Origin of the sequence: Saccharothrix tamanrassetensis, from assembly GCF_014203665.1 — a bacterium.
In the GTDB taxonomy this organism is placed as follows: domain Bacteria; phylum Actinomycetota; class Actinomycetes; order Mycobacteriales; family Pseudonocardiaceae; genus Actinosynnema; species Actinosynnema tamanrassetense.
In genome coordinates, this window is the sequence record NZ_JACHJN010000013.1 from 12,726 (window position 1) to 31,586 (window position 18,861).

Below are 18,861 nucleotides of genomic sequence, written 5' to 3' on the forward strand. Positions count from 1 at the left end.
CCAACCACAGGTTCACGGTTTTTCTCCCTCTCTCGACCTTTCGGGAGAGAAGGTGCCGCCCGCCGGCCCCGGTCGTCACAGCTCCCGGACGACCTCGGAAGAACCACCCCGGACAACGGGGTCGGACCTGGTCGACCCGCCGTCCGGCGCCGTCCGGCCGGACGGCCGCAGGGAAGGGAAACCCCGGATGCCCCCGGAAGCCGTGCCCGGCCTCGCGCAGTTCTGCGCCGACCTCGCCAGGCTGCACGTCGAATGCGGCAAACCGACCCTGAAACACCTCCAGTCGCGCACCGGCCGTGCCACCAGTTCGATCTGGGACCTGCTCAACGCCAAGATCACCACCCGCCCGCCGGACCTGGACCTGGTCCTCGCGGTGGTGCGGGTGTGCGCCGAGCACGCCCGCGCCAACGGCCGTCGCGTGTCGGTCAACACCGAGCCGGAGTACTGGCGGGACGCCCACGGTCGGCTGGAGACGGCCGTGCCGCTCCCGCCGCCTCCCGGCCCCGACCCCTGGGTCGCGCTGGTGGAGCACCACGTCGTGTGGGACCGGGCCGCCGACGCCGACCAGCTGCGGCACCGCGTGGCCGAGGTCGCCGGACGCCTGCACGAGCGTTATCGCAAAGCGGTGGCGTCGCTGGACGGCGACCCGTGGCTGGACGAGACCCTCGCCGAACGGATGACCGCCTGGGTCACCACGCTCATCGGGACCACCTTGCAGACCCGGCACCTGGAGTTCACCGCGGCGGAGGCGGCCCTGGTGGCGCTGGCTCCGCTGGCGCACCAGGTCCGGTCGGCGGTCCTGGCGGCGAAGCTGTCCGGGGTCGCGCCGACGGACCTGCGGCACCGCGACGACGAGGACGACCAGGACCGGGACGAATACCAGCGGTTCCTGGCCAACCGGGAGGAACGTCGGCTGGTCGCGCGCACCCGGCAGCCCGCCGCCGCCGACGACGCCGACGACATCGCGTGGTGGCTGCTGTTCCACCGCTGGGCGGAGAGCCGGCCGGAGGACGTCACGGTGGCGATGGTGGTGGACGACCTGGCCCTGGACGACCAGCCGCTGCGCAAGATGCTCACCGAGTCGCTGGAACGGCTGGTGCGGCTGTTCCGCCTGCCGCCGGAGGGGCTGCGGGACGGCCAGCGCCGCAAGCTCAAGGCCAAGGCCTCGTACGCGCGGGTCACCGCGGCCCAGCAGAGCGTCCGCGAGGACCTGGTCGGCCTGCTGCTCGCGGTGGCGCACGCGCAGGCCATCGAGTTGATGAGCCTGTCCTCCACGCTGGTGGAGCACCTCGGCATCTCGAAACCGGTCGACCTCGCCCAGCTGCGGGCGACCCTGCACGACGCCTACTGGGATCCGATCGCGATCGGCCTCGGCCTGGTCGCCGAGTGCCGTCACGAGGCCGTGCTGGAGGCGTTGCGCGAACACGTCGGGCGGACCGACGTGATGCTGGGCGCCATCCGTGCCGCCGCCGAGTACGACGCCCTGCTGGAGCCGCTGCGGGCGTTACCGGCCCGCGCCTCGGCCGATCTGGTGGAGCCCGCCGTGGTCGACGGCAAACCGGTGTTCGTGGTGCCGGTGACCCGGCTGCGGCTGGACGAGTCACGGGTGCGCGAGCTGCTCATGGGCGAGCAGCTCTACGGCGACAAGTCGCTCGCCATCCGGGAGCTGTACCAGAACGCGCTCGACGCGTGCCGCTACGCGAAAGCCCGGCTGGAGTACCTGGAGGAGACCTCCCAACTGCTGTCCAGGTGGGAGGGCCGGATCACTTTCGTGCAGGACGTGGACCCGGTCGACGGCAGGTACTACCTGAGCTGCACCGACAACGGGATCGGCATGGGGGAGTCGGAGCTGCGGGAGGTGTTCTCCCAGGCGGGCATCCGGTTCGCGGACCGCCCGGAGTTCCTGGAGGAGAAGGCGCGCTGGGCGAAGGCCGGCGTGGAGTTCCACCCGAACAGCCGGTTCGGCATCGGCGTGATGAGCTACTTCATGCTGGCCGACGAGATCGAGGTGACCACCTCCCGGATGGACCAGCGCGGTGACGAGGCCGGCCCGCCGCTGCGGGTCTCCATCGCCGGGCCCGGCCACCTGTTCCGCATCGAGCGGCTGGACGGCCCGGGGGACCACGGGCTCGCGGGTCACGGCACGACGGTGAAGCTCTACCTGCGGGACGGCGCCGAGGCGCCTTCGTGCGTGGGGGCGCTCCAGCGGCTGCTGGGCATCGCCGAGTTCCCCACCAGCGCCGAGCACGACGGTCCGCCGGTCGACTGGGAGCCGTCGACCTTCAAGCCCCGTTCCTCCCGTCCCGGTGAAGAGGAGGGCATCGACGTGCGCGGACCTCTCGTGTCCAGCCGCCCGGCCGACGGCGGCGAGGTGATCTGGTGCCGGGAGGGCGGCGCGCTGCTGGTCGACGGCCTCTACGTCCGGCAACCGGGCGGCCGGGGTCCGCTGGCGCGGATGAAGGGGGCGTCCGACATCCGGGGCGCGGTGGTGAACCTCACCGGGCACCGGGCCCCGCCGCTGACGGTCGACCGGAAGTCGGTGCTGGGCGACGTCTCCGGGCACGTCGGGGAGTTGCTCGCCGGCGCGGCGGCCGACCTGCTGGCGGAGGGGCAGGACGCGTTCGACTTCGACTGGCTCTGTTCGGTGGCGGAGACGAGTCCGGGCATCGCCGACGTGATCGCGTCCGTCGCCGCCCGCGACGGGTACCGCCTGTCGTCCAAGGTCGGGTCGTTCGACCTGGCGGTGACCGGGTGCCTGCCCCTGGACCGCGACCTGTCCCGGCGCTCGCGCGCGGTGTACGGCTCACGGTTCCGCGGCCGGAAGGACGGTGACTCGCTGGAAGCGCGGTTGCTGCTGTGGCGGCTGCTGGCCCTCGGCGGGGGCGACGGTCTCGGCGGGACGCCTGCCGACGCCCGCCCGCTGCTGCCGGCGCTCCCGTCCGACCAGGTGCTGATCGAGCTCGCCTTCGGTCTTTCGAGGTCCCCCGACCAGACGTGGCACGTCGACGTGGGTGGGGTGGTGGTGGCCGCGGTGACGCTGGGCAGGGATCCGCGCTCGGTGGCGGAGCGCCTGAGCGTGCTCGGCTTCCCGGTGGGCGACGTCGGGCGGTTCCCGGACCGGCGGTCGTTCGACCCGGTGGACCTCACCCTGCTGAGCCGGGACCTGGACGGCAAGCGCCCCTGGCTCGAACCGGACCGGCCGGTGCCGCTGGGGCACGTGCTCGCCGCCCAGCAGCGGACCGGCCGGACGGTGCCGGAGGTCGTCGAGCGGCTGCTGCGGTACTCGTACCAGACCAGTCTGCCGACCGGCGTGTCCCACCGGTTCTCCCGTGACGACCACGTGCTGCTGAGCCGGGACCTCGACGGCACCTCCCCCTGGCTGTCCGAAGAGCAGCGGGTCGGGCTCCACCACGTCTACCGCGCCGCCCACGTGCTGCGCACCACGGTGCGGGCGGTGGCCGGTCGGCTGGACGACCTGGGCTTCCGGGTCGAACCGGGCAACCTCGAACCGGACTGGGTCGACCGGATCACCCCGGAGGTCACCGGTCTGCTGGGGTCCGCCGGGTCCATGCCGGCGGCGGACGGGGTCGTGGCGCTGTCCCAACTGGTCAACCTCGCCGACCAGTGGGACACCGCGCCCGGCGAGGTCGCGCGCAGGCTGGGCGACCTGGGCTTGCGGGTGCCGCCGCCGGAAGACCTGCCCGACCGGCTGGAGCCCGCCGACCGGGCGCTGCTGCCGAGGGTGGAGAACATCGCCGGGCTGCCACCGGGCCGGCTGTCGGTGGCCGTCGGGCACCTGGTCAAGGTGTCCGAGGAGACCGGGGCCACGCTGGTCGAGGTCGCCGACCGGCTCACCGGACTCGGCTTCGACGTCGTCGCGATGGCCGCGGTGCGCAACGGCTTGGACGACTTCGACCACGGCCTCCTCGACCACCTGGGGGCCCGGACGGGCTGGGCGGTCGAATCGTTCGACGCGAACGTGCTGATCGCGGTGGCCTACGAGCTGGAACGCAGCCCCGACGAGATCGCCGGACGACTCGCGGCACTCGGGTTCGGCGTGCCGGACCTGGCGCACCTGAACCAGGTCCTGAGCAGCATCGACTACCAGCTGCTGAACGCGGACGGCGCAGTGCTGGTGACGCTGCCGGCCGGCAGCACGGTGCCGTTCGCGCACGCGTTGAAGGTGGCCAGGCCGGGCACCTGGACCGTGCCGGACGCGGTGCAGCGGCTGGGGGCCATGGGGTTCCGGGTGCGCGGCCCCGAGGCGGGGCACGAGAGCTTCGACCGACTGGACTTCGACCTGGCCGACAAGGTGGGGACTGTCAAGCCGATCAGGCCGCACCGGCTGCTGGCGACCGCCCTGTGGTTCGAGCTGCCCGTGCCGGAGGTGGCGCGGCGGTTGGCCCGGATGGGGCTGGAGGTGCCGGACCTGGACGTCGAGCTGCCGAAGCTGCTCGAACAGGTGCCGTACGAGACTGCCGACCGGGGGTTCCGGGAGGGGGCGGGTTAGGTGCTTCCTCCCCTATGCCGAGGGGCCCTCGTCCCCGTAGCTTGACGCCATGTCGCCCAGGACGGTCGCCGCAGTGGTCGGTGTCGCGTTCTTCTTGGCGGGCTTGCTGATCATGCTCCTGCCGTTGACCGCGGACTCGCCCTCGGGGCTGGCGGTGCCCTGCGGGAACAGTGTCGGGATGGGGTTCGACGAGGTGTCGGCCGAGGCGGAGGGTGCCGCGTTGGTCGGCATCTGCGAGCGGTTGCGGGAGGTGCGGCTGGCCTGGGCCGTGCCGGTGACCGCGGTGGGGGTGCTGCTGGTGGTGGGCAGTTCCGTCCGGCGGCGCCGGCCGACCCCATGAGGAACGCCCCGCTGACCGCATGAGGAACGCCCGGCACCGAGCCGGTGCCGGGCGTCGTCGGAGCTCTCTCAGCGGGACAGCAGGGAGGTGATCTCCTGGGCCGCGCTGCCTGCCTCCAGCAGGTGGTGCAGGTTGTCCGGCAGCACGTCGCCGCGCTTCTGCACGGCCTGCGCGTAGAGCCTGCCCGCGCGGTACGAGGAGCGGACCAGCGGGCCCGCCATGACGCCGGAGAAGCCGATGGACTCGGCGGTCTCCTTGTGGGTCACGAACTCCTCGGGCTTCACCCAGCGCTCCACCGGGTGGTGCCGGGGTGACGGGCGCAGGTACTGGGTGATCGTGATGACCTCGCAGCCCGCCTCGTGCAGGTCGGCCAGCGCCTCGGTGACCTCGTCCGGGGTCTCGCCCATGCCGAGGATGAGGTTGGACTTGGTGACCAGGCCGGCCTCGCGGGCGCGGGTGATCACCTCCAGCGAGCGCTCGTAGCGGAACGCCGGGCGGATGCGCTTGAAGATCCGCGGCACCGTCTCCAGGTTGTGCGCCAGCACCTCGGGGCGCGCGGCGAAGACCTCGGCGAGCTGCTCGGGCACCGCGTTGAAGTCCGGGATCAGCAGCTCGACGCCGGTGCCGGGGTTCAGGGCGTGGATCTGGCGGACGGTCTCCGCGTAGAGCCACGCGCCGCCGTCCTCCAGGTCGTCCCGCGCCACGCCGGTCACCGTCGAGTAGCGCAGCCCCATCGCCTGGACGGACTCGGCGACCCGGCGCGGTTCGTCGCGGTCCAGGTCGGCGGGCTTGCCCGTGTCGATCTGGCAGAAGTCGCAGCGGCGGGTGCACTGCTCGCCACCGATCAGGAAGGTGGCCTCCCGGTCCTCCCAGCACTCGTAGATGTTGGGACAGCCGGCCTCTTCGCACACCGTGTGCAGGCCCTCGCGTTTGACCAGGCCCTTGAGCTCCCGGTACTCGGGGCCCATCTTCGCCTTGGTCTTGATCCACGAGGGCTTCTTCTCGATGGGCGTTTGACTGTTGCGGACTTCCAGTCGCAGCAGCTTCCGACCCTCAGGTACGACGGTCACGACGCCAACCCTACGTCACGAGGGGTCGGGCGTGACGCCCGTGAGCTCGGCCGTCAGGTCCCACAGCCGGGCGGCCGCGAGCTCGTCGCGGGCCGCCGCCGAGGAGTCCGCGCGGGTGGGGTGTCCGCGCATGCCGCGCCAGCCGTCCGGGCCGTAGTACCCGCCACCCTCCACGTCCGGCGACGTCGCGGCGTAGAGCTGCGGCAACGCACCCTTCTCGACGCTCTGCGCGAAGAAGTCGCCGACCTTGGCACCCAGCGCCACCAGCGGGTTGCCGCGGGAGCGGGCCATGTTGGCGCTCAGCTCGGTGGCCGTGATGCCGGGGTGCGCCGCGACGGACGTCACGTCCACGCCCGCGCTGCGGCAGCGCCGGTCCAGCTCCCGGGCGAACAGCAGGTTGGCCAGCTTGGACTGGCTGTACGCGCGCCAGGACGAGTACCGGCGCACCTCGTAGTTCGGGTCGGCCAGGTCGAGCGAGCCGCCCGTGTGGGCGAGGCTGGACAGGGTGACCACCCGTGCCCCCGGCGTCGCGCGCAGCAGCGGCATGAGCTGCCAGGTGAGCGCGGCGTGGCCGAGGTGGTTGGTGCCGAACTGGCGCTCGAAGCCGTCGGCGGTGCGCCCCAGCGGCACCGCCATCACCCCGGCGTTGTTCATCAGCACGTCCAGGCTGCCGGTGCGCTCCCGCACCGCCGCGGCGGCGTCGCGGACCGACGCCAGGTCGGCCAGGTCGAGTGCGACCAGCTCCGCCGTGCCGCCGCCCGCGAGCACGCGCTCCAGGGCGCGCCGCCCGCGTTCGGGGGACCGGCAGGCGAGCAGGACGCGGGCGCCCTTGGCCCCGAGCACCTCGGCGGTGCGCAGGCCCAGCCCCGAGTTCGCCCCCGTCACCAGGACGGTGCGGCCGGTCTGGTCTGGGATGTCGCCTTCGGTCCAGGTCATGGTCACCACCTAACCCTGGCTCAGGCGCTCTTGGCGAGCCCGCGGTGCCGGACCGGGCTCGCGACGGCCGGGCCGGTGCGGATCAGGGCTGCGAACGCCGCGCCGACGCGCGAGATCGTGGCGCTCGGCTCGGACAGCTCGGCCAGGCCCGCGGTGAGCGCCAGCAGGCGCTGCTCGCGCTCGACGGCCTCGGTGGACGTCAGGTGCTCGTCCAGCACGGCCCGCAGCACGGGCTGCTCGGCGGCCAGGGCCCGCCAGGTGCGGGTGACGACCTCCACCCGGTCGTCCTCGCTGTCCTGGAGCGCGGCGCCGAGGCGTCCGGTGAGCTGCTGCATCCACCGGTAGTGCAGGGCCAGGAGCAGTTCGGCCTCGTCGGCGAACAGGTCCCGGTCGCAGGTCAGGGGTGCCGCGGGGTTGCCCGCGGCGGCGCGGAGCACGGCGTCCAGAGCGTCACGCCGTCGGTAGAAGTCGGTCCAACCCATGATCACGCCTCCCTCTTCGTGGTGACCGGCGTCATACCCGAGGTCTCCAACATACCGCCGGTATGGCCGATGAGGCGAACATACCACGGGTACGTACCGTCGGTATGTCGTACGGTTGTGAACGTGGTGACAGTGCGGTCGAGGCGTGTCGAGTACTCCGAGTCCACGAGGCAGGCCCTCGTGGCCAGCGCCGTGGAGCTCTTCACCAAACGGGGGTACGCGGGCACGTCGCTGGACGAGGTGGCCAAGCGGGCCCGCCTCACCAAGGGCGCGCTCTACCACCACTTCAGCGGCAAACAGGCGCTGTTCGAGGCCGCCTTCGACTCGGTCGAGAACGCGTTCATGCGCAAGCTCGGCGAGATCGTCAGCGCGCCCGGCGACCCGTGGGACACCGCCATCGCCGGGCTGCGCGCCTACGTGCGGGTCTGCCTGGAGCCGTCCTACCAGCGGATCGTCATCCACGAGGCCCCGGTGGTGATGGGCTGGGAGCGGTGGCGCGAGGCCGAGGAGCACTTCAGCTACGGGCTGCTGCGCACGACCATCGAGGTGCTGATCAACAACGGCGAGCTGGAGCAGCTGCCGGTGGAGACGATGGCCCGACTGCTGTTCGGCGCGCTGTCCGCCGGGGCGAGCACCATCGCCGGGGCCGCCGATCCCCGCAAGGCCAGCGCCGAGGTGGAGCGGACCATCGTGCGGGTGGTGGAGGGGCTGCGGGTGAGCGAGGCGCCGCCCCGGGTGGTCGAGTCGCGCTCCGAGCACCGGTCCCGGTCGCGCCGCCGCTAGCCGCCGGATCGCGGTACCGGTTCGCGGGCGATTAGCTTGGTCCCGTGGAACTGCGCATCTTCACCGAGCCCCAGCAGGGGGCTTCCTACGACGACCTGCTGCGTGTCGCACGCACCGCCGAGGACGCGGGCTACGGCGCCTTCTTCCGTTCCGACCACTACCTCAAGATGGGTTCGGTCGACGGCCTGCCCGGACCCACCGACGCGTGGATCACGCTCGCCGGCCTGGCGCGGGAGACCGAGACCATCCGGCTGGGCACGCTGGTGACCGCCGCGACGTTCCGCCACCCCGGACCGCTCGCGATCTCCGTCGCGCAGGTGGACCGGATGTCCGGTGGGCGCGTCGAGTTCGGTCTCGGCTCCGGGTGGTTCGAGGAGGAGCACACCGCCTACGGCCTGCGGTTCCCGCCGCTGGGGGAGCGGTTCGAGCGGTACGAGGAGCAGCTGGAGATCATCACCGGGCTGTGGGGCACGCCGGTCGGCGAGACCTACTCGTTCGACGGCAAGCACTACACGCTGGTGGACTCGCCCGCGCTGCCCAAGCCGGTGCAGTCGCCGGTGCCCGTGGTGGTGGGTGGCACGGGTGCGAAGCGCACGCCCGCGCTGGCCGCGAAGCACGCCACCGAGTTCAACCTGCCGTTCCCGACCGCCGAGCTCGCGGCGAAGCAGTTCGAGCGGGTGGACGCGGCGTGCCGGGCGATCGGGCGCGACCCGGCCACCATGACCCGGTCCGTGGCGCTGGTGGCGTGCGTCGGGCGGGACGACGCCGAGGTGGCCCGCCGGGCGTCGGCCATCGGGCGCGACGTGTCCGAGTTGAAGGAGAACGGGCTCGCGGGCACGCCCGCCGAGGTGGCCGAACGGCTGGCCCGGTGGCGTTCGGAGACCGGGATCAGCCGGGCCTACCTCCAGTTCCTGGACCTCTCGGACCTCGATCACCTGGAGCTGGTGGCCGCCGAGGTCGCGCCGCGGTTGCGCGGCTGACGCCGGATCAGCCGGCGGGTCGACTGCGCCGACGTGGCGTCGGCGGGGTTGCCCGCGCGGCTGGACGCGACTTCGTGCGGCGGCTGCGCGGCTGACCGGACCTCGGTGGGCCGGTCAGGCGGCCGGCGGGTCGCCCGCGCGGCTCGAAGCGATCCCGCGGGGCGGCTGCGGCGGACGTCAGCCGCCCAGCTGACCCGCCACGTCCGAGGCGGCGGTGAGCAGGACGAGCACGGGGATGGTGGCGGCGGTCCGCAACCGGTAGCTGCCGCGCTTGTCCTGCTCGACCACGCCGGAGCCGGTGAGCGCCTTGAGGTGGTGGTACAGCTGACCGGTCGAGCCGAGCCGGGCGGCCTCCTGGAGCGCCGCCGCCGGCTGCGGTCCCTGCGCGAGCAGGGACCGGACGATGTCGACCCGCGCCGGGTGGGCCAGCGCGGCGAGCACCTCGATGCGGGGCCGGTCGGCGAGGGAGAGCGCGCGTTCCGGCGTCACGTCGATCTGCCACGTCACGCGCCCGCCGCCCAGCGCGACCCGGCCGCCGTAGCCGAACGCGCCGCCGCCGTCCTCGGCCTCGGGCAGCGCGAGCGCCTCGCGCCCGTCGCCCTCCAGGGCCGCCACGCGCTGCTCCAACTCGGCAAGTCGCTGCACCAGGTCCACCGTGGTCATCCTACGAGAGGCTGACCTGGAACTCCCGCAGCACAGCGGGGTCGAGCAAGGCTCGTCGCACCAGGTCGACGAGGCTCGCGGCGGTCCGGAAGCGCTGTTCGTCGACCTCCTCGGTGAGCACCGCCGCCGTGCCGACCCGGCCGTCCTGCCACCGGACCCGGAGTCCGACGGTGACGATGCCGGGCAGCGAGCCGCCCTTGAAGCCGATGCCCGCCACGCCCGGCGGGAGGTCCGGGTCGTTCTCCAGGTGCCTCAGCGCCGCGGGGAACCGGTCCAGGGAGCGGTGCAGCCGGTGCAGGCCGGCTGCGGTGCCCCGCCAGGTGCCGCGGGCCCAGGGGCGTTGGCCGTCGTAGGTCTTCGGGACGTCCCGGAAGCGGCCGATCACCTCGAGCTGGAGCCGAGGGTCGCCGAGGTAGCGCTCCGGGTCGACCTCCCGGTCCAGGACGAGCCGGAGCCAGGTGCCGAGGATGGACGGGACCGGGGCGTCCGGCCAGCCCGCGCGGATGGCGGCGTGGCGCAGGGTGCGCTCGCCCAGCCGGTGGCGCAGGTAGTCGGCGGCGGCGTTGTCGCTGTGCCGGACCATGACCCTCGCGAGGTCGTCCAGGGTGACCGTCGCGTGCGGGTCGTCGGCGGTGTGACCGTTGCTTGACTTGAGGTCCAGGGTCTTGAGCGCCTGCTGGTGCGCGCCCCCGTCCAGGGCCAGGTAGTACTTCTCCCACTCGCCGACCGCCACCCGTTCGTCCGGCCCGGCCAGGCCCCGGCCGACCGCCGACCCGTACCCGGCGAGGTGGACGACCTTCACGGCGGACGCCAGGGGTTGGCGTTCGTGGGGTCTGTGGGCGACCCGGCCGCCTCGACCGTCGTCCACCACCACGGCCGCGTGCTGCCGGTTCGCCCGCAGCCAGCGGAGCCAGTCGTCGGGTTGGTCCTCCCGTGCCGCCACGGGCGGGGAGGGCAGCAGCAGGGTGCCGCCCGCCACACCGAAGGCGGAGAGCAGGTGCCGTCGAGTCAGGAGCACGACGAATCTCCCCTCTGGTAGTCCGTAATTCCGGAATACTAGAGGGGAGGTGTCGCGGTTGTCAGCGGGTTTGCACCGCGAACGTCACGCCGGCGGCCACCGGCTGTTCACGGATGAGCGTGCGGTCGGTCAACGGCAGGTCGCCGTTCAGCGCGTCGATCACGGCCTGGCGCGCCAGCGGCAGCACCTCGGCGACCGTGACGTCGCGGTCCAGCTCCCGCGACAGCGACGCGACCCCCGCGTCCCGGATGCCGCAGGGGATGATCGCGCCGAACCCGGCCAGGTCGGCGTTGCAGTTGATCTCGAAGCCGTGCATCGTCACGCCGCGCTGCACGCGGATGCCGATCGCGGCGATCTTGCGCTCGACGCCCCGGTCGTCGGCGGCGATCCACACGCCGCTGCGGCCGTCGACCCGGCCGGTGCGCACGCCGAGCTGGTCGCACACGTGGATCAGGGCCTGTTCCAGCCGCCGCACGTACTGCACGACGTCCAGCGGCTCGATCAGCCCGACGATCGGGTAGCCCACCAGCTGCCCCGGACCGTGCCAGGTGATCTTGCCGCCCCGGTCCACGTCGATCACCGGGATGTCGCCGCCCTTGGGCCGCTCCTCCGGTTCGGTGCGCCGGCCGCAGGTGTACACCGGCGGGTGCTCCAGCAGGAGCATGGTGTCGCCGACGTCGCCGTCCGCGCGGGCGTCGGCCAGTTCGCGTTGCAGTTCCCACGCGGCCAGGTAGTCGATGGTGCCCAGCTCACGCACGTCGATCGGGTCCGTCGAGGTGCGGCAGGAGAGTTCAGGACTGCTCACGGTTCGACCCTACGCCCACCGGGAGCAGTCGCAGGGCCAGGGTTGCGAGCAGCCCGACGCCCGTGGTGGCCAGCACCGCGCCCACCGTGTCGGTGAACCAGTGCACCTCCAGCGCCACCCGGCTGGCGGCGGTCAGCGCGATGGCGGTCACCGCGATGGCGACGGCCTTCCGGAGGAGGTGACGGGCCAGGTGGGCGCACAGCACCACTCCCGTGAACACGACCGCGGTGACCGCCGTGACGTGCCCGCTGGGGTAGGAGGGCAGGTGGTGCTCGACCGGCCGCACCCGGTCGTAGGTGTAGCGGGCCAGCACGGTCGACCAGGAGGTGCCCAGCAGGACCGCGCCCTTGAAGATCAGCACGTCCCGGGCGAGGAAGGCCCGGAGGGTCAGCGAAGCCAGGGCGACCACCGCCATGCCGGGGCTCAGCAGGAAGCTGACCACGGTCGCCACCGGGGTCGTGTTCGGGCCCATGGAGACCGCGACGTCGCGGAGGGCGGCGTCCAGCTCCGGGATGTCCCGGTGGACGGAGAAGCCCAGCACGACGGACGCCAGCGCCATCACCGCGCCCACGCCGGCCAGGAACGTCCTCGGTCCCAGGGCTTTCGTCACCGCCTCCGGGTCATCCGTGCACGGCCGCCGCCACCGCCGCGCCGAGAGCCGGGTGCAGGAAGTGGAAGCCGTTGCGTTCGAGGACCTTGGGCACCGCCCGCTGACCTGCCAGGACGCCTTCCTCCGCGATCTCGCCCAGCACTGCCTTGAGCACGGAACCGGGCACCACCCAGGGGGTCGGCCGGTGCAGGGCGTGGCCGACCGTCCGGGTGAACTCGGCGTTGGTGACCGGACTGGGCGAGGTCAGGTTGACCGGGCCGTGGATGGCGTCGTGCTCCAGGACGTAGCGGATCGCCGAGATCACGTCGTCCAGGGAGATCCACGGCATGTACTGGCGGCCGTCGCCCAGCCGCCCGCCCAGGAAGAACCGGAACAGCGGCTTCAGCTTGCCGAACAGGCCGCCGGAGGGGCTGATCACCAGGCCGGTGCGGAGCCTGACCACGCGTTGGCCGGCGGCCGGCGCGGTGGCGGCTTCCCACTGGCGGCAGAGTTCGGCCAGGAAGCCGGTGCCCGACGGCGCCGACTCGTCCACGACTTCGTCCTTCGTGTCGCCGTAGTAGCCGACCGCGCTCGCGTTGACCAGGGTGGGGATCCGCTGCTCGGCCACGGCCGTCGCCAGCACCTCGGTCGGCACCGTGCGGCTGTCCAGCAGCACCTGCTTGCGGGCGTGGTTCCAGCGCTTGTCGGCCACCCCGGCACCGCACAGGTTGACCACGGCGTCCGCGCCGGTCAGGGCGTCCGGGGCGATCCGACCGGCGGGCGGATCCCACTCGCGTTCGTCCGGGGCGGCGGGGCGGCGGCGGACCAGGCGGATCACCTCGTGCTCCGCTCCGCGCAAGGCGGCCACCAGGCTGGTGCCGATGAAGCCCGATGAACCCGCGACCACTACCCGCATGAGTTGATCGTCTCGCAGCGCGCGGGGTGTTGCACAGCGGCGGAAGTGTCATGCATGCCACTGGGCTCGTCCGGTCGGGCCGCCGGCACCGCACCGCGTCCTCGGCGCGACCGTCCCCGAACGGCGGAGGCCGCCCCGGACGGGTGTCCGGAGCGGCCTCGGCGGGTTCGTGCGGGGGCGTCAGAGACCGAGGTCGGCCTCGAACGAACCCTCCTCCAGCCGGTTCTTGACGGTGGTGAGGAACCGGCCCGCGTCCGCGCCGTCGACCAGGCGGTGGTCGTAGGTCAGGGCCAGGTACGCCATCGAGCGGATCGCGATGGTGTCGTCGCCGCTCTCGTCGGTGATCACCACGGCCCGCTTCTTGACCACGCCCACACCCAGGATGCCGACCTGCGGCTGCTGGATGATCGGGGTGTCGAACAGCGCGCCGTTGCTGCCCAGGTTGGTCAGCGAGAACGTGCCGCCGGTCAGCTCGTCCGGGGTCAGCTTGTTGCCCCGCGCCCGCGCGGCCAGGTCGCCGATCTTGTGCGACAGGCCGGCCAGGTTGAGGTCGCCCGCGTTCGCGATCACCGCGTTGAGCAGGCCGCGCTCGGTGTCGATCGCGATGCCCAGGTGCTCGGCGCCGTGGTAGACGACCTCCTTCTTCTCCTCGTCGATGGACGCGTTGAGCACCGGGTGCTGCTTGAGCGCCTCGACGGCCGCCTTCGCGAAGAACGGCAGGAAGGTGAGCTTGGTGCCCTCGCGCTGTTCGAACGCCGCCTTCGCCCGGTTGCGCAGCCGGGCGATCTTGGTGACGTCCACCTCGAAGACCTGGGTGAGCTGGGCCGAGACCTGCAGCGACTCGCGGGTGCGCTGCGCGACGATCTGGCGCAGCCGGGGCAGCTTCTGCACGGTGCCGCGCTTGCCGCTGCTGTCCGCGGCGGGCGCGGAGGCGACCCGCTGCGCCGGGGCGTTCGCCGCCGGAGCCGGGGCGGCCGGGGCGGGCGCCGGGGCCTTCTTGGCCTCGACGGCGGCCAGCACGTCCTGCTTGCGGATCCGGCCGCCGACGCCGCTGCCCTTGAGGCCCGCCAGGTCGATGCCGTTCTCCGAGGCCAGCTTGCGCACCAGCGGGGTCACGTACGGCGCGCCGTTCGCGTCCTCACCGGCACCCTCTGCCGGAGCCGAGGGCTGCGCGGCGGACTGCGCCGGAGCGGCGGACTGCGCGGGCGCGGCCTGGGACTGCTGGGCCGGTGCCTGCTGAGTCGGTGCCTGCTGGGCGGGTGCCTGCTGGGCCGGCTCGGGCTTGGTCGGCTCGGACTCGGCCGGCTCGGGCTGTGTCGGCTCGGACTGGGCCGGCTCGGGCTGGGCGTGCTTCGGCGCGGGAGCGGAGGCAGCCGGGGAACCGGAACCGATCACGGCCAGCTTGCCGCCGACCTCGACGGTCTCGTCCTCGCCCGCGTTGATCTCCAGCAGGGTGCCGGCCACCGGGGACGGGATCTCGGTGTCCACCTTGTCGGTGGAGACCTCCAGCAGCGGCTCGTCGACCTCGACCGCGTCGCCGACCTGCTTGAGCCAACGGGTGACGGTGCCTTCGGTGACGCTCTCGCCCAGGGCCGGCATGGTGACCGGCGTGCCTTCCGCGGAGCCGCCCGACTGGGCCGGCGGCTCGCTCTGCGCCTCGGCCCGCGGTTCCGGGGCGGACTGCGGCTGGGGCGCTGCCTGCGGCTCGGGCGCGGACTGGGGCTCCGGCTGCGCTTCCTCGGCCGGGGTGGTGCCGCCGCCGGAGGTCGACTCGTCCCCACCGGACGGCGCCTCCGCACCGTCACCGATGACGGCGAGCTCGGCGCCGACTTCGACGGTCTCGTCCTCCTGGGCGACGATCTTCTGGAGGACGCCCGCCGCCGGGGAGGGGATCTCGGTGTCGACCTTGTCGGTGGACACCTCCAGCAACGGCTCGTCGACCTCGACGCGGTCACCCTCCTGCTTCAACCAGCGGGTGACCGTGCCCTCGGTGACGCTTTCGCCGAGTGCGGGCATTTGGACGGAGAAGGCCATCGTTCGCTGACTCCTCGTGCGTGGGTCGGGGATCGGCTGACTGGGGTGCGACGGTCAGCCGTGCACGTGCAGCGGCTTGCCGGCCAAGGCGAGGAAGGCCTCGCCGAGGGCTTCTGTCTGGGTCGGGTGGGCGTGGATCAGCGGAGCCACGTCCTCGGGGTAGGCCTCCCAGCTGTAGATCAGCTGGGCTTCACCGATCAGCTCGCCGACCCGCTCGCCGACCATGGTGACACCGACCACCGGGCCGTCCGGCGCCTTGACCAGCTTGACGCCGCCGGCGGTCTTCAGGATCTGGGACTTGCCGTTGCCCGCCAGGTCGTACACGAAGGTCTCGACCGAGCCGTACTTCTCCTTGGCCGCGGCCTCGGACAGGCCGACCGAGGCGACCTCCGGCTTGCAGTAGGTGACGCGCGGGATGCCCGCCTCGTCGATGACCTTCGGGTTCTGCCCGGCGATCTCCTCCGCGACGAAGATGCCCTGCTGGAACCCGCGGTGCGCGAGCTGGAGGCCGGGCACGATGTCGCCGACGGCGTAGACGTTCGGGAGGTTGGTGCGCAGCCGCTCGTCGGTGACCACGAAGCCGCGGTCGATCCGGACGCCTGCCTCCTCGTACCCGTGGCCGGCGGTGTTGGGGCCGCGACCGACCGCGACCAGCAGCAGGTCGGCTTCCAGCACGTCGCCGGACTCCAGGGACACCGAGACGCCGGAGTCGGTCCGGTTCGCGCCGGTGAACTTCACGCCGGTCTTGAACTTGATGCCACGCCGGCGGAAGGCGCGCTCCAGCTGCTTGGACGCGTACTCGTCCTCGGCGGGGACCAGCCGGGGCAGCGCCTCCACGATGGTCACCTCCGCGCCGAAGGAGGCCCACACGCTGGCGAACTCGACGCCGATGACGCCGCCGCCGAGCACCACGACCTTCTCCGGGATGAAGTCCAGGTTGAGCGCCTGGTCGCTGGTGACGACCCGGCCGCCGATCTCCAGGCCGGGCAGGCTGCGCGCGTACGAGCCGGTGGCCAGCACGACGTTCTTGCCGGTGTACCGCTGCCCGTCGACCTCGACCGCGTTCGGCCCGACGAACGTGCCGGCGCCGGACACCAGGGTCACCTTGTTGGCCTTCACCAGGCCCTGCAGACCCTTGTAGAGCCGGCTGACCACGCCGTCCTTGTAGGAGTTGACGCCCGCGATGTCGATGCCCTCCAGCGAGGACTTCACGCCGAACTGGTCGCCCTCGCGGGCGTTGTCCGCGACCTCCGCCGCGTGCAGCAGCGCCTTGGTCGGGATGCAGCCGCGGTGCAGGCAGGTGCCGCCCAACTTGTCCTTCTCGACCAGGACGACGGACAGGCCGAGCTCCGCCGCGCGGAACGCGCAGGCGTAGCCGCCCGAGCCGCCACCGAGGATCACGAGGTCGGCGGAGGTGTCGGTCACGGGATCTCCCTGGAGGGCTTGATGCCTTACTCCGCGCGGGTGCGCGCGGGTGGTTGCCATCTTGTCACTACTTCGCCGGCGGCGGCGACGCGGTGTCCTCTTGGGAGGATTTGGCCACGCCTTCACACGCACGCCGGCACCATGGTCGACACGAGCCGCAACAGGAGGTTGTCCGGTGGGGCTGTTCGACCGTTTTCGCAGGAAGCAGCGCCCTGGCGTGCTGCGGACGGCCACGTCCACGGACACCGGTCACCTGGAGCAGTGGGCGGCGGCGCGCAGGGGCGTGGAGGCGTACGTCGAGCCGAAGACGACCGTGACGGACACCACGGTCGTGCTGGTCGCGCACGACGGCGAGTGGACCCGCCGGCGCATCGACGGCACCGAGGGCGCGAAGAAGCTGGCGAAGAAGCTGCGCATCCCGATCTACGACGCCGGCATCGTCGGCTACCCGAAGCGGATGCGCGAGTACACCCGCCGCAAGAACCAGAACGGCTGACCGGATACCGCGTCGCCGATTCCGCGACGTTTTGATTTCAATTCGTCAGCGCTTCTACGAGGGCGGCCGGAAATCTTCGGCGCGACCGTCACGATGATTCTTGCAGAGCCGCCCGGGCGGCAGCGGGGTCTCTCGAACTCCTTCGTGCGCCGGTGAACTGGAAATACGGGATGCCCGCAGGTGGCGTCGTGCCACCCGCGGGCGTGTCCCGCTGCTGCTCGGAGGAACCCCGATCAGCCGTTGGCGGCGATATCCGCCAACACGGCAGCCAGCGTGCGGACCGGTACGCCGGTGCCGCCCTTGGTCGTGTAGCCGTAAGGCGCACCCGTGTGGAAAGACGGCCCGGCGATGTCGACGTGCGCCCACGGCACACCTTCGGCCACGAACTCGCGCAGGAAGATCCCGGCCGCCAACATGCCGCCGAACCGGTGCCCCGCGACGTTGGCGATGTCGGCCAGCCGCGAGTCCAGGTCCGCCCGCAGCTCGTCCGGCAGCGGCATGGCCCACGCCTGCTCGCCGACCGCGCGGCCCAGCGCCGCCACCCGGTCCCGGAAGTCCTCGGTGCCCATGACGCCGGCGGTGCGCTTGCCCAGCGACACCACCTGGGCGCCGGTCAGCGTGGACGTCTCGATCAGGTAGTCGGGTCCGTCCTCGCAGGCCCGCACGATCGCGTCGGACAGCACCAACCGCCCCTCGGCGTCGGTGTTGAGCACCTCGACGGTCTTGCCGCCGTACATGGTCAGCACGTCGCCGGGCCGGTAGGCGGTGCCGGACGGCATGTTCTCCGCCAGCGGGGCCCACGCGGTGACCTCCAGCGGGTACTTGAGCTTCGCCGCCAGCAGCACGGTCGCGACGACCGCGGCGGCACCGCTCATGTCGGAGGTCATCTCGTCCATCCCGGCGGCGGGCTTGATCGAGATGCCGCCGGTGTCGAACGTGATGCCCTTGCCCACCAGGGCGACCTTCTTGCCCGCCTTCGCGCCCCGGTAGGTGATCCGGACCAGGCGCGGCGGGCGGGACGAACCGCCGCCGACGCCGAGGATGCCGCCGAAGCCCTGCTTGCGCAGCGCCTTCTCGTCCAGCACCTCCACCTCGACGCCGTCGAGGCCCTTGGCCAGCGCGGTCGCCCGCTCCGCGAACGACGCCGGGAACAGGTCGTTGGGCGGGGTGTTGATCAGGTCGCGGGTGGCCGCCACGGCTTCCGCGATCGCGGTCGAGGCCTTCACCGCGGCGCGGTGGGCCTTGATCGTGCCCTCCGCCGGGGCGACGAGGTCGACCCGTGCCACGGGCGCGTCGCCGGCGGCGGACTTGTAGGCGGTGAACTGGTACGCGCCGAGCAACGTGCCCTCGACCGCGGCACCGAGGTGCAGCGCGGACAACGTCGTCACGACGCGCTTCTTGCCGGTCGACGCGCGGGCGGCGGCACCGGACGCCCGGCGCACCTGCTCCTCGCCCACGACGCCGTCGGTCGGCTTGCCCAGTCCCACGGCGAGCAGGACGGGCGCGCCGATCTTGCCGAACGTGGGCACCGACACGACCTCGTCGGCCTTGCCGGTGGCGCCCACGGTGTTCAGGACGGTCAGCAGGCCGCCGTCGAACGCGGCGGCCACCGCGTCGGCCGCACCCGCGAGGGCGAGTCCGTCCGGGCCCTGGATGGTCCCCACCACTACGGCGTCGGCGTTCGTGGTACTCGGGTCACTGTCGGTGATGGCCAGCTTGGGCGCGGTCACTGCGGCTCCTTGACGGGGAGGGTCCTCCCGGCACTTCCTGGTCGTGCGGCGGGAACGTGGGTGGATCGTGAAGAATGCTAAAGG

At 72.5% G+C, this 18,861-nt stretch carries 16 protein-coding genes; 5 read left to right on the top strand and 11 right to left on the bottom strand.

Going from position 1 to position 18,861, the window contains the following annotated elements:
• Window positions 1-187 precede the first annotated feature (187 nt).
• A complete protein-coding gene (locus tag FHS29_RS31760) occupies window positions 188-4,510 on the top strand; it encodes a wHTH domain-containing protein (RefSeq protein WP_184697209.1) in 4,323 nt (1,440 codons plus the stop codon).
• A 49-nt stretch (window positions 4,511-4,559) separates the two neighbouring features.
• Complete coding sequence (locus FHS29_RS31765; protein ID WP_184697212.1) at window positions 4,560-4,850, top strand: hypothetical protein; 291 nt, start codon at window positions 4,560-4,562, stop codon at window positions 4,848-4,850.
• Between the two features lie 68 nt (window positions 4,851-4,918).
• Here the strand turns inward: FHS29_RS31765 and lipA are convergent, their stop codons facing one another.
• From lipA to FHS29_RS31780, 3 genes are read right to left on the bottom strand one after another with little or no spacing between them, the layout of a single operon-like run.
• A complete protein-coding gene (gene lipA / locus FHS29_RS31770; RefSeq protein ID WP_184697215.1) occupies window positions 4,919-5,920 on the bottom strand; it encodes a lipoyl synthase in 1,002 nt (333 codons plus the stop codon).
• A gap of 15 nt (window positions 5,921-5,935) precedes the next feature.
• Window positions 5,936-6,856: an oxidoreductase gene (locus FHS29_RS31775; protein ID WP_184697217.1), complete on the bottom strand. Its 921-nt coding sequence runs from the start codon at window positions 6,854-6,856 to the stop codon at window positions 5,936-5,938.
• Window positions 6,857-6,876: 20 nt separating this feature from the next.
• On the bottom strand, window positions 6,877-7,338 hold the full coding sequence (locus tag FHS29_RS31780; RefSeq protein WP_184697220.1) for a hypothetical protein: 462 nt from the start codon (window positions 7,336-7,338) through the stop codon (window positions 6,877-6,879).
• A 132-nt stretch (window positions 7,339-7,470) separates the two neighbouring features.
• On the opposite strand from FHS29_RS31780, the gene FHS29_RS31785 reads away from it, so the two are divergent.
• Window positions 7,471-8,121, top strand: a complete 651-nt coding sequence (locus FHS29_RS31785) for a TetR/AcrR family transcriptional regulator (RefSeq protein WP_184697223.1) — start codon at window positions 7,471-7,473, stop codon at window positions 8,119-8,121.
• A 44-nt stretch (window positions 8,122-8,165) separates the two neighbouring features.
• Window positions 8,166-9,101 (top strand): LLM class F420-dependent oxidoreductase, encoded by a 936-nt coding sequence (locus tag FHS29_RS31790; RefSeq protein ID WP_184697225.1) that lies wholly within the window; start codon window positions 8,166-8,168, stop codon window positions 9,099-9,101.
• Window positions 9,102-9,278: 177 nt separating this feature from the next.
• Here FHS29_RS31790 and FHS29_RS31795 read toward each other — a convergent pair whose 3' ends face one another.
• The 7 genes from FHS29_RS31795 to lpdA all read right to left on the bottom strand — a co-directional run bounded on the left by FHS29_RS31795 (window position 9,279) and on the right by lpdA (window position 16,551).
• Window positions 9,279-9,764, bottom strand: a complete 486-nt coding sequence (locus tag FHS29_RS31795; RefSeq protein WP_184697228.1) for an ArsR/SmtB family transcription factor — start codon at window positions 9,762-9,764, stop codon at window positions 9,279-9,281.
• A 1-nt stretch (window position 9,765) separates the two neighbouring features.
• Window positions 9,766-10,782 (bottom strand): serine hydrolase, encoded by a 1,017-nt coding sequence (locus FHS29_RS31800; protein WP_184697231.1) that lies wholly within the window; start codon window positions 10,780-10,782, stop codon window positions 9,766-9,768.
• A gap of 61 nt (window positions 10,783-10,843) precedes the next feature.
• Window positions 10,844-11,587, bottom strand: coding sequence for a lipoyl(octanoyl) transferase LipB (gene lipB / locus FHS29_RS31805; RefSeq protein ID WP_184697234.1), 744 nt, complete (start codon window positions 11,585-11,587; stop codon window positions 10,844-10,846).
• Window positions 11,574-12,197, bottom strand: coding sequence for a phosphatase PAP2 family protein (locus FHS29_RS31810; RefSeq protein WP_312865191.1), 624 nt, complete (start codon window positions 12,195-12,197; stop codon window positions 11,574-11,576). The genes lipB and FHS29_RS31810 overlap by 14 nt, the downstream gene beginning before the upstream one ends.
• Window positions 12,198-12,207: 10 nt before the next feature.
• Window positions 12,208-13,092, bottom strand: a complete 885-nt coding sequence (locus tag FHS29_RS31815) for a TIGR01777 family oxidoreductase (protein ID WP_184697237.1) — start codon at window positions 13,090-13,092, stop codon at window positions 12,208-12,210.
• Window positions 13,093-13,272: 180 nt separating this feature from the next.
• Window positions 13,273-15,126, bottom strand: coding sequence for a 2-oxoglutarate dehydrogenase, E2 component, dihydrolipoamide succinyltransferase (gene sucB / locus FHS29_RS31820; RefSeq protein ID WP_184697240.1), 1,854 nt, complete (start codon window positions 15,124-15,126; stop codon window positions 13,273-13,275).
• 54 nt (window positions 15,127-15,180) lie between these two features.
• Entirely contained in the window at window positions 15,181-16,551 is a 1,371-nt protein-coding gene (lpdA, locus tag FHS29_RS31825) for a dihydrolipoyl dehydrogenase (RefSeq protein ID WP_184697243.1), read from the bottom strand.
• 175 nt (window positions 16,552-16,726) lie between these two features.
• On the opposite strand from lpdA, the gene FHS29_RS31830 reads away from it, so the two are divergent.
• Window positions 16,727-17,047, top strand: a complete 321-nt coding sequence (locus FHS29_RS31830) for an oxidoreductase (protein ID WP_184697246.1) — start codon at window positions 16,727-16,729, stop codon at window positions 17,045-17,047.
• A gap of 233 nt (window positions 17,048-17,280) precedes the next feature.
• Here the strand turns inward: FHS29_RS31830 and FHS29_RS31835 are convergent, their stop codons facing one another.
• Window positions 17,281-18,777, bottom strand: coding sequence for a leucyl aminopeptidase (locus FHS29_RS31835; RefSeq protein WP_184697249.1), 1,497 nt, complete (start codon window positions 18,775-18,777; stop codon window positions 17,281-17,283).
• Window positions 18,778-18,861 lie beyond the last annotated feature (84 nt).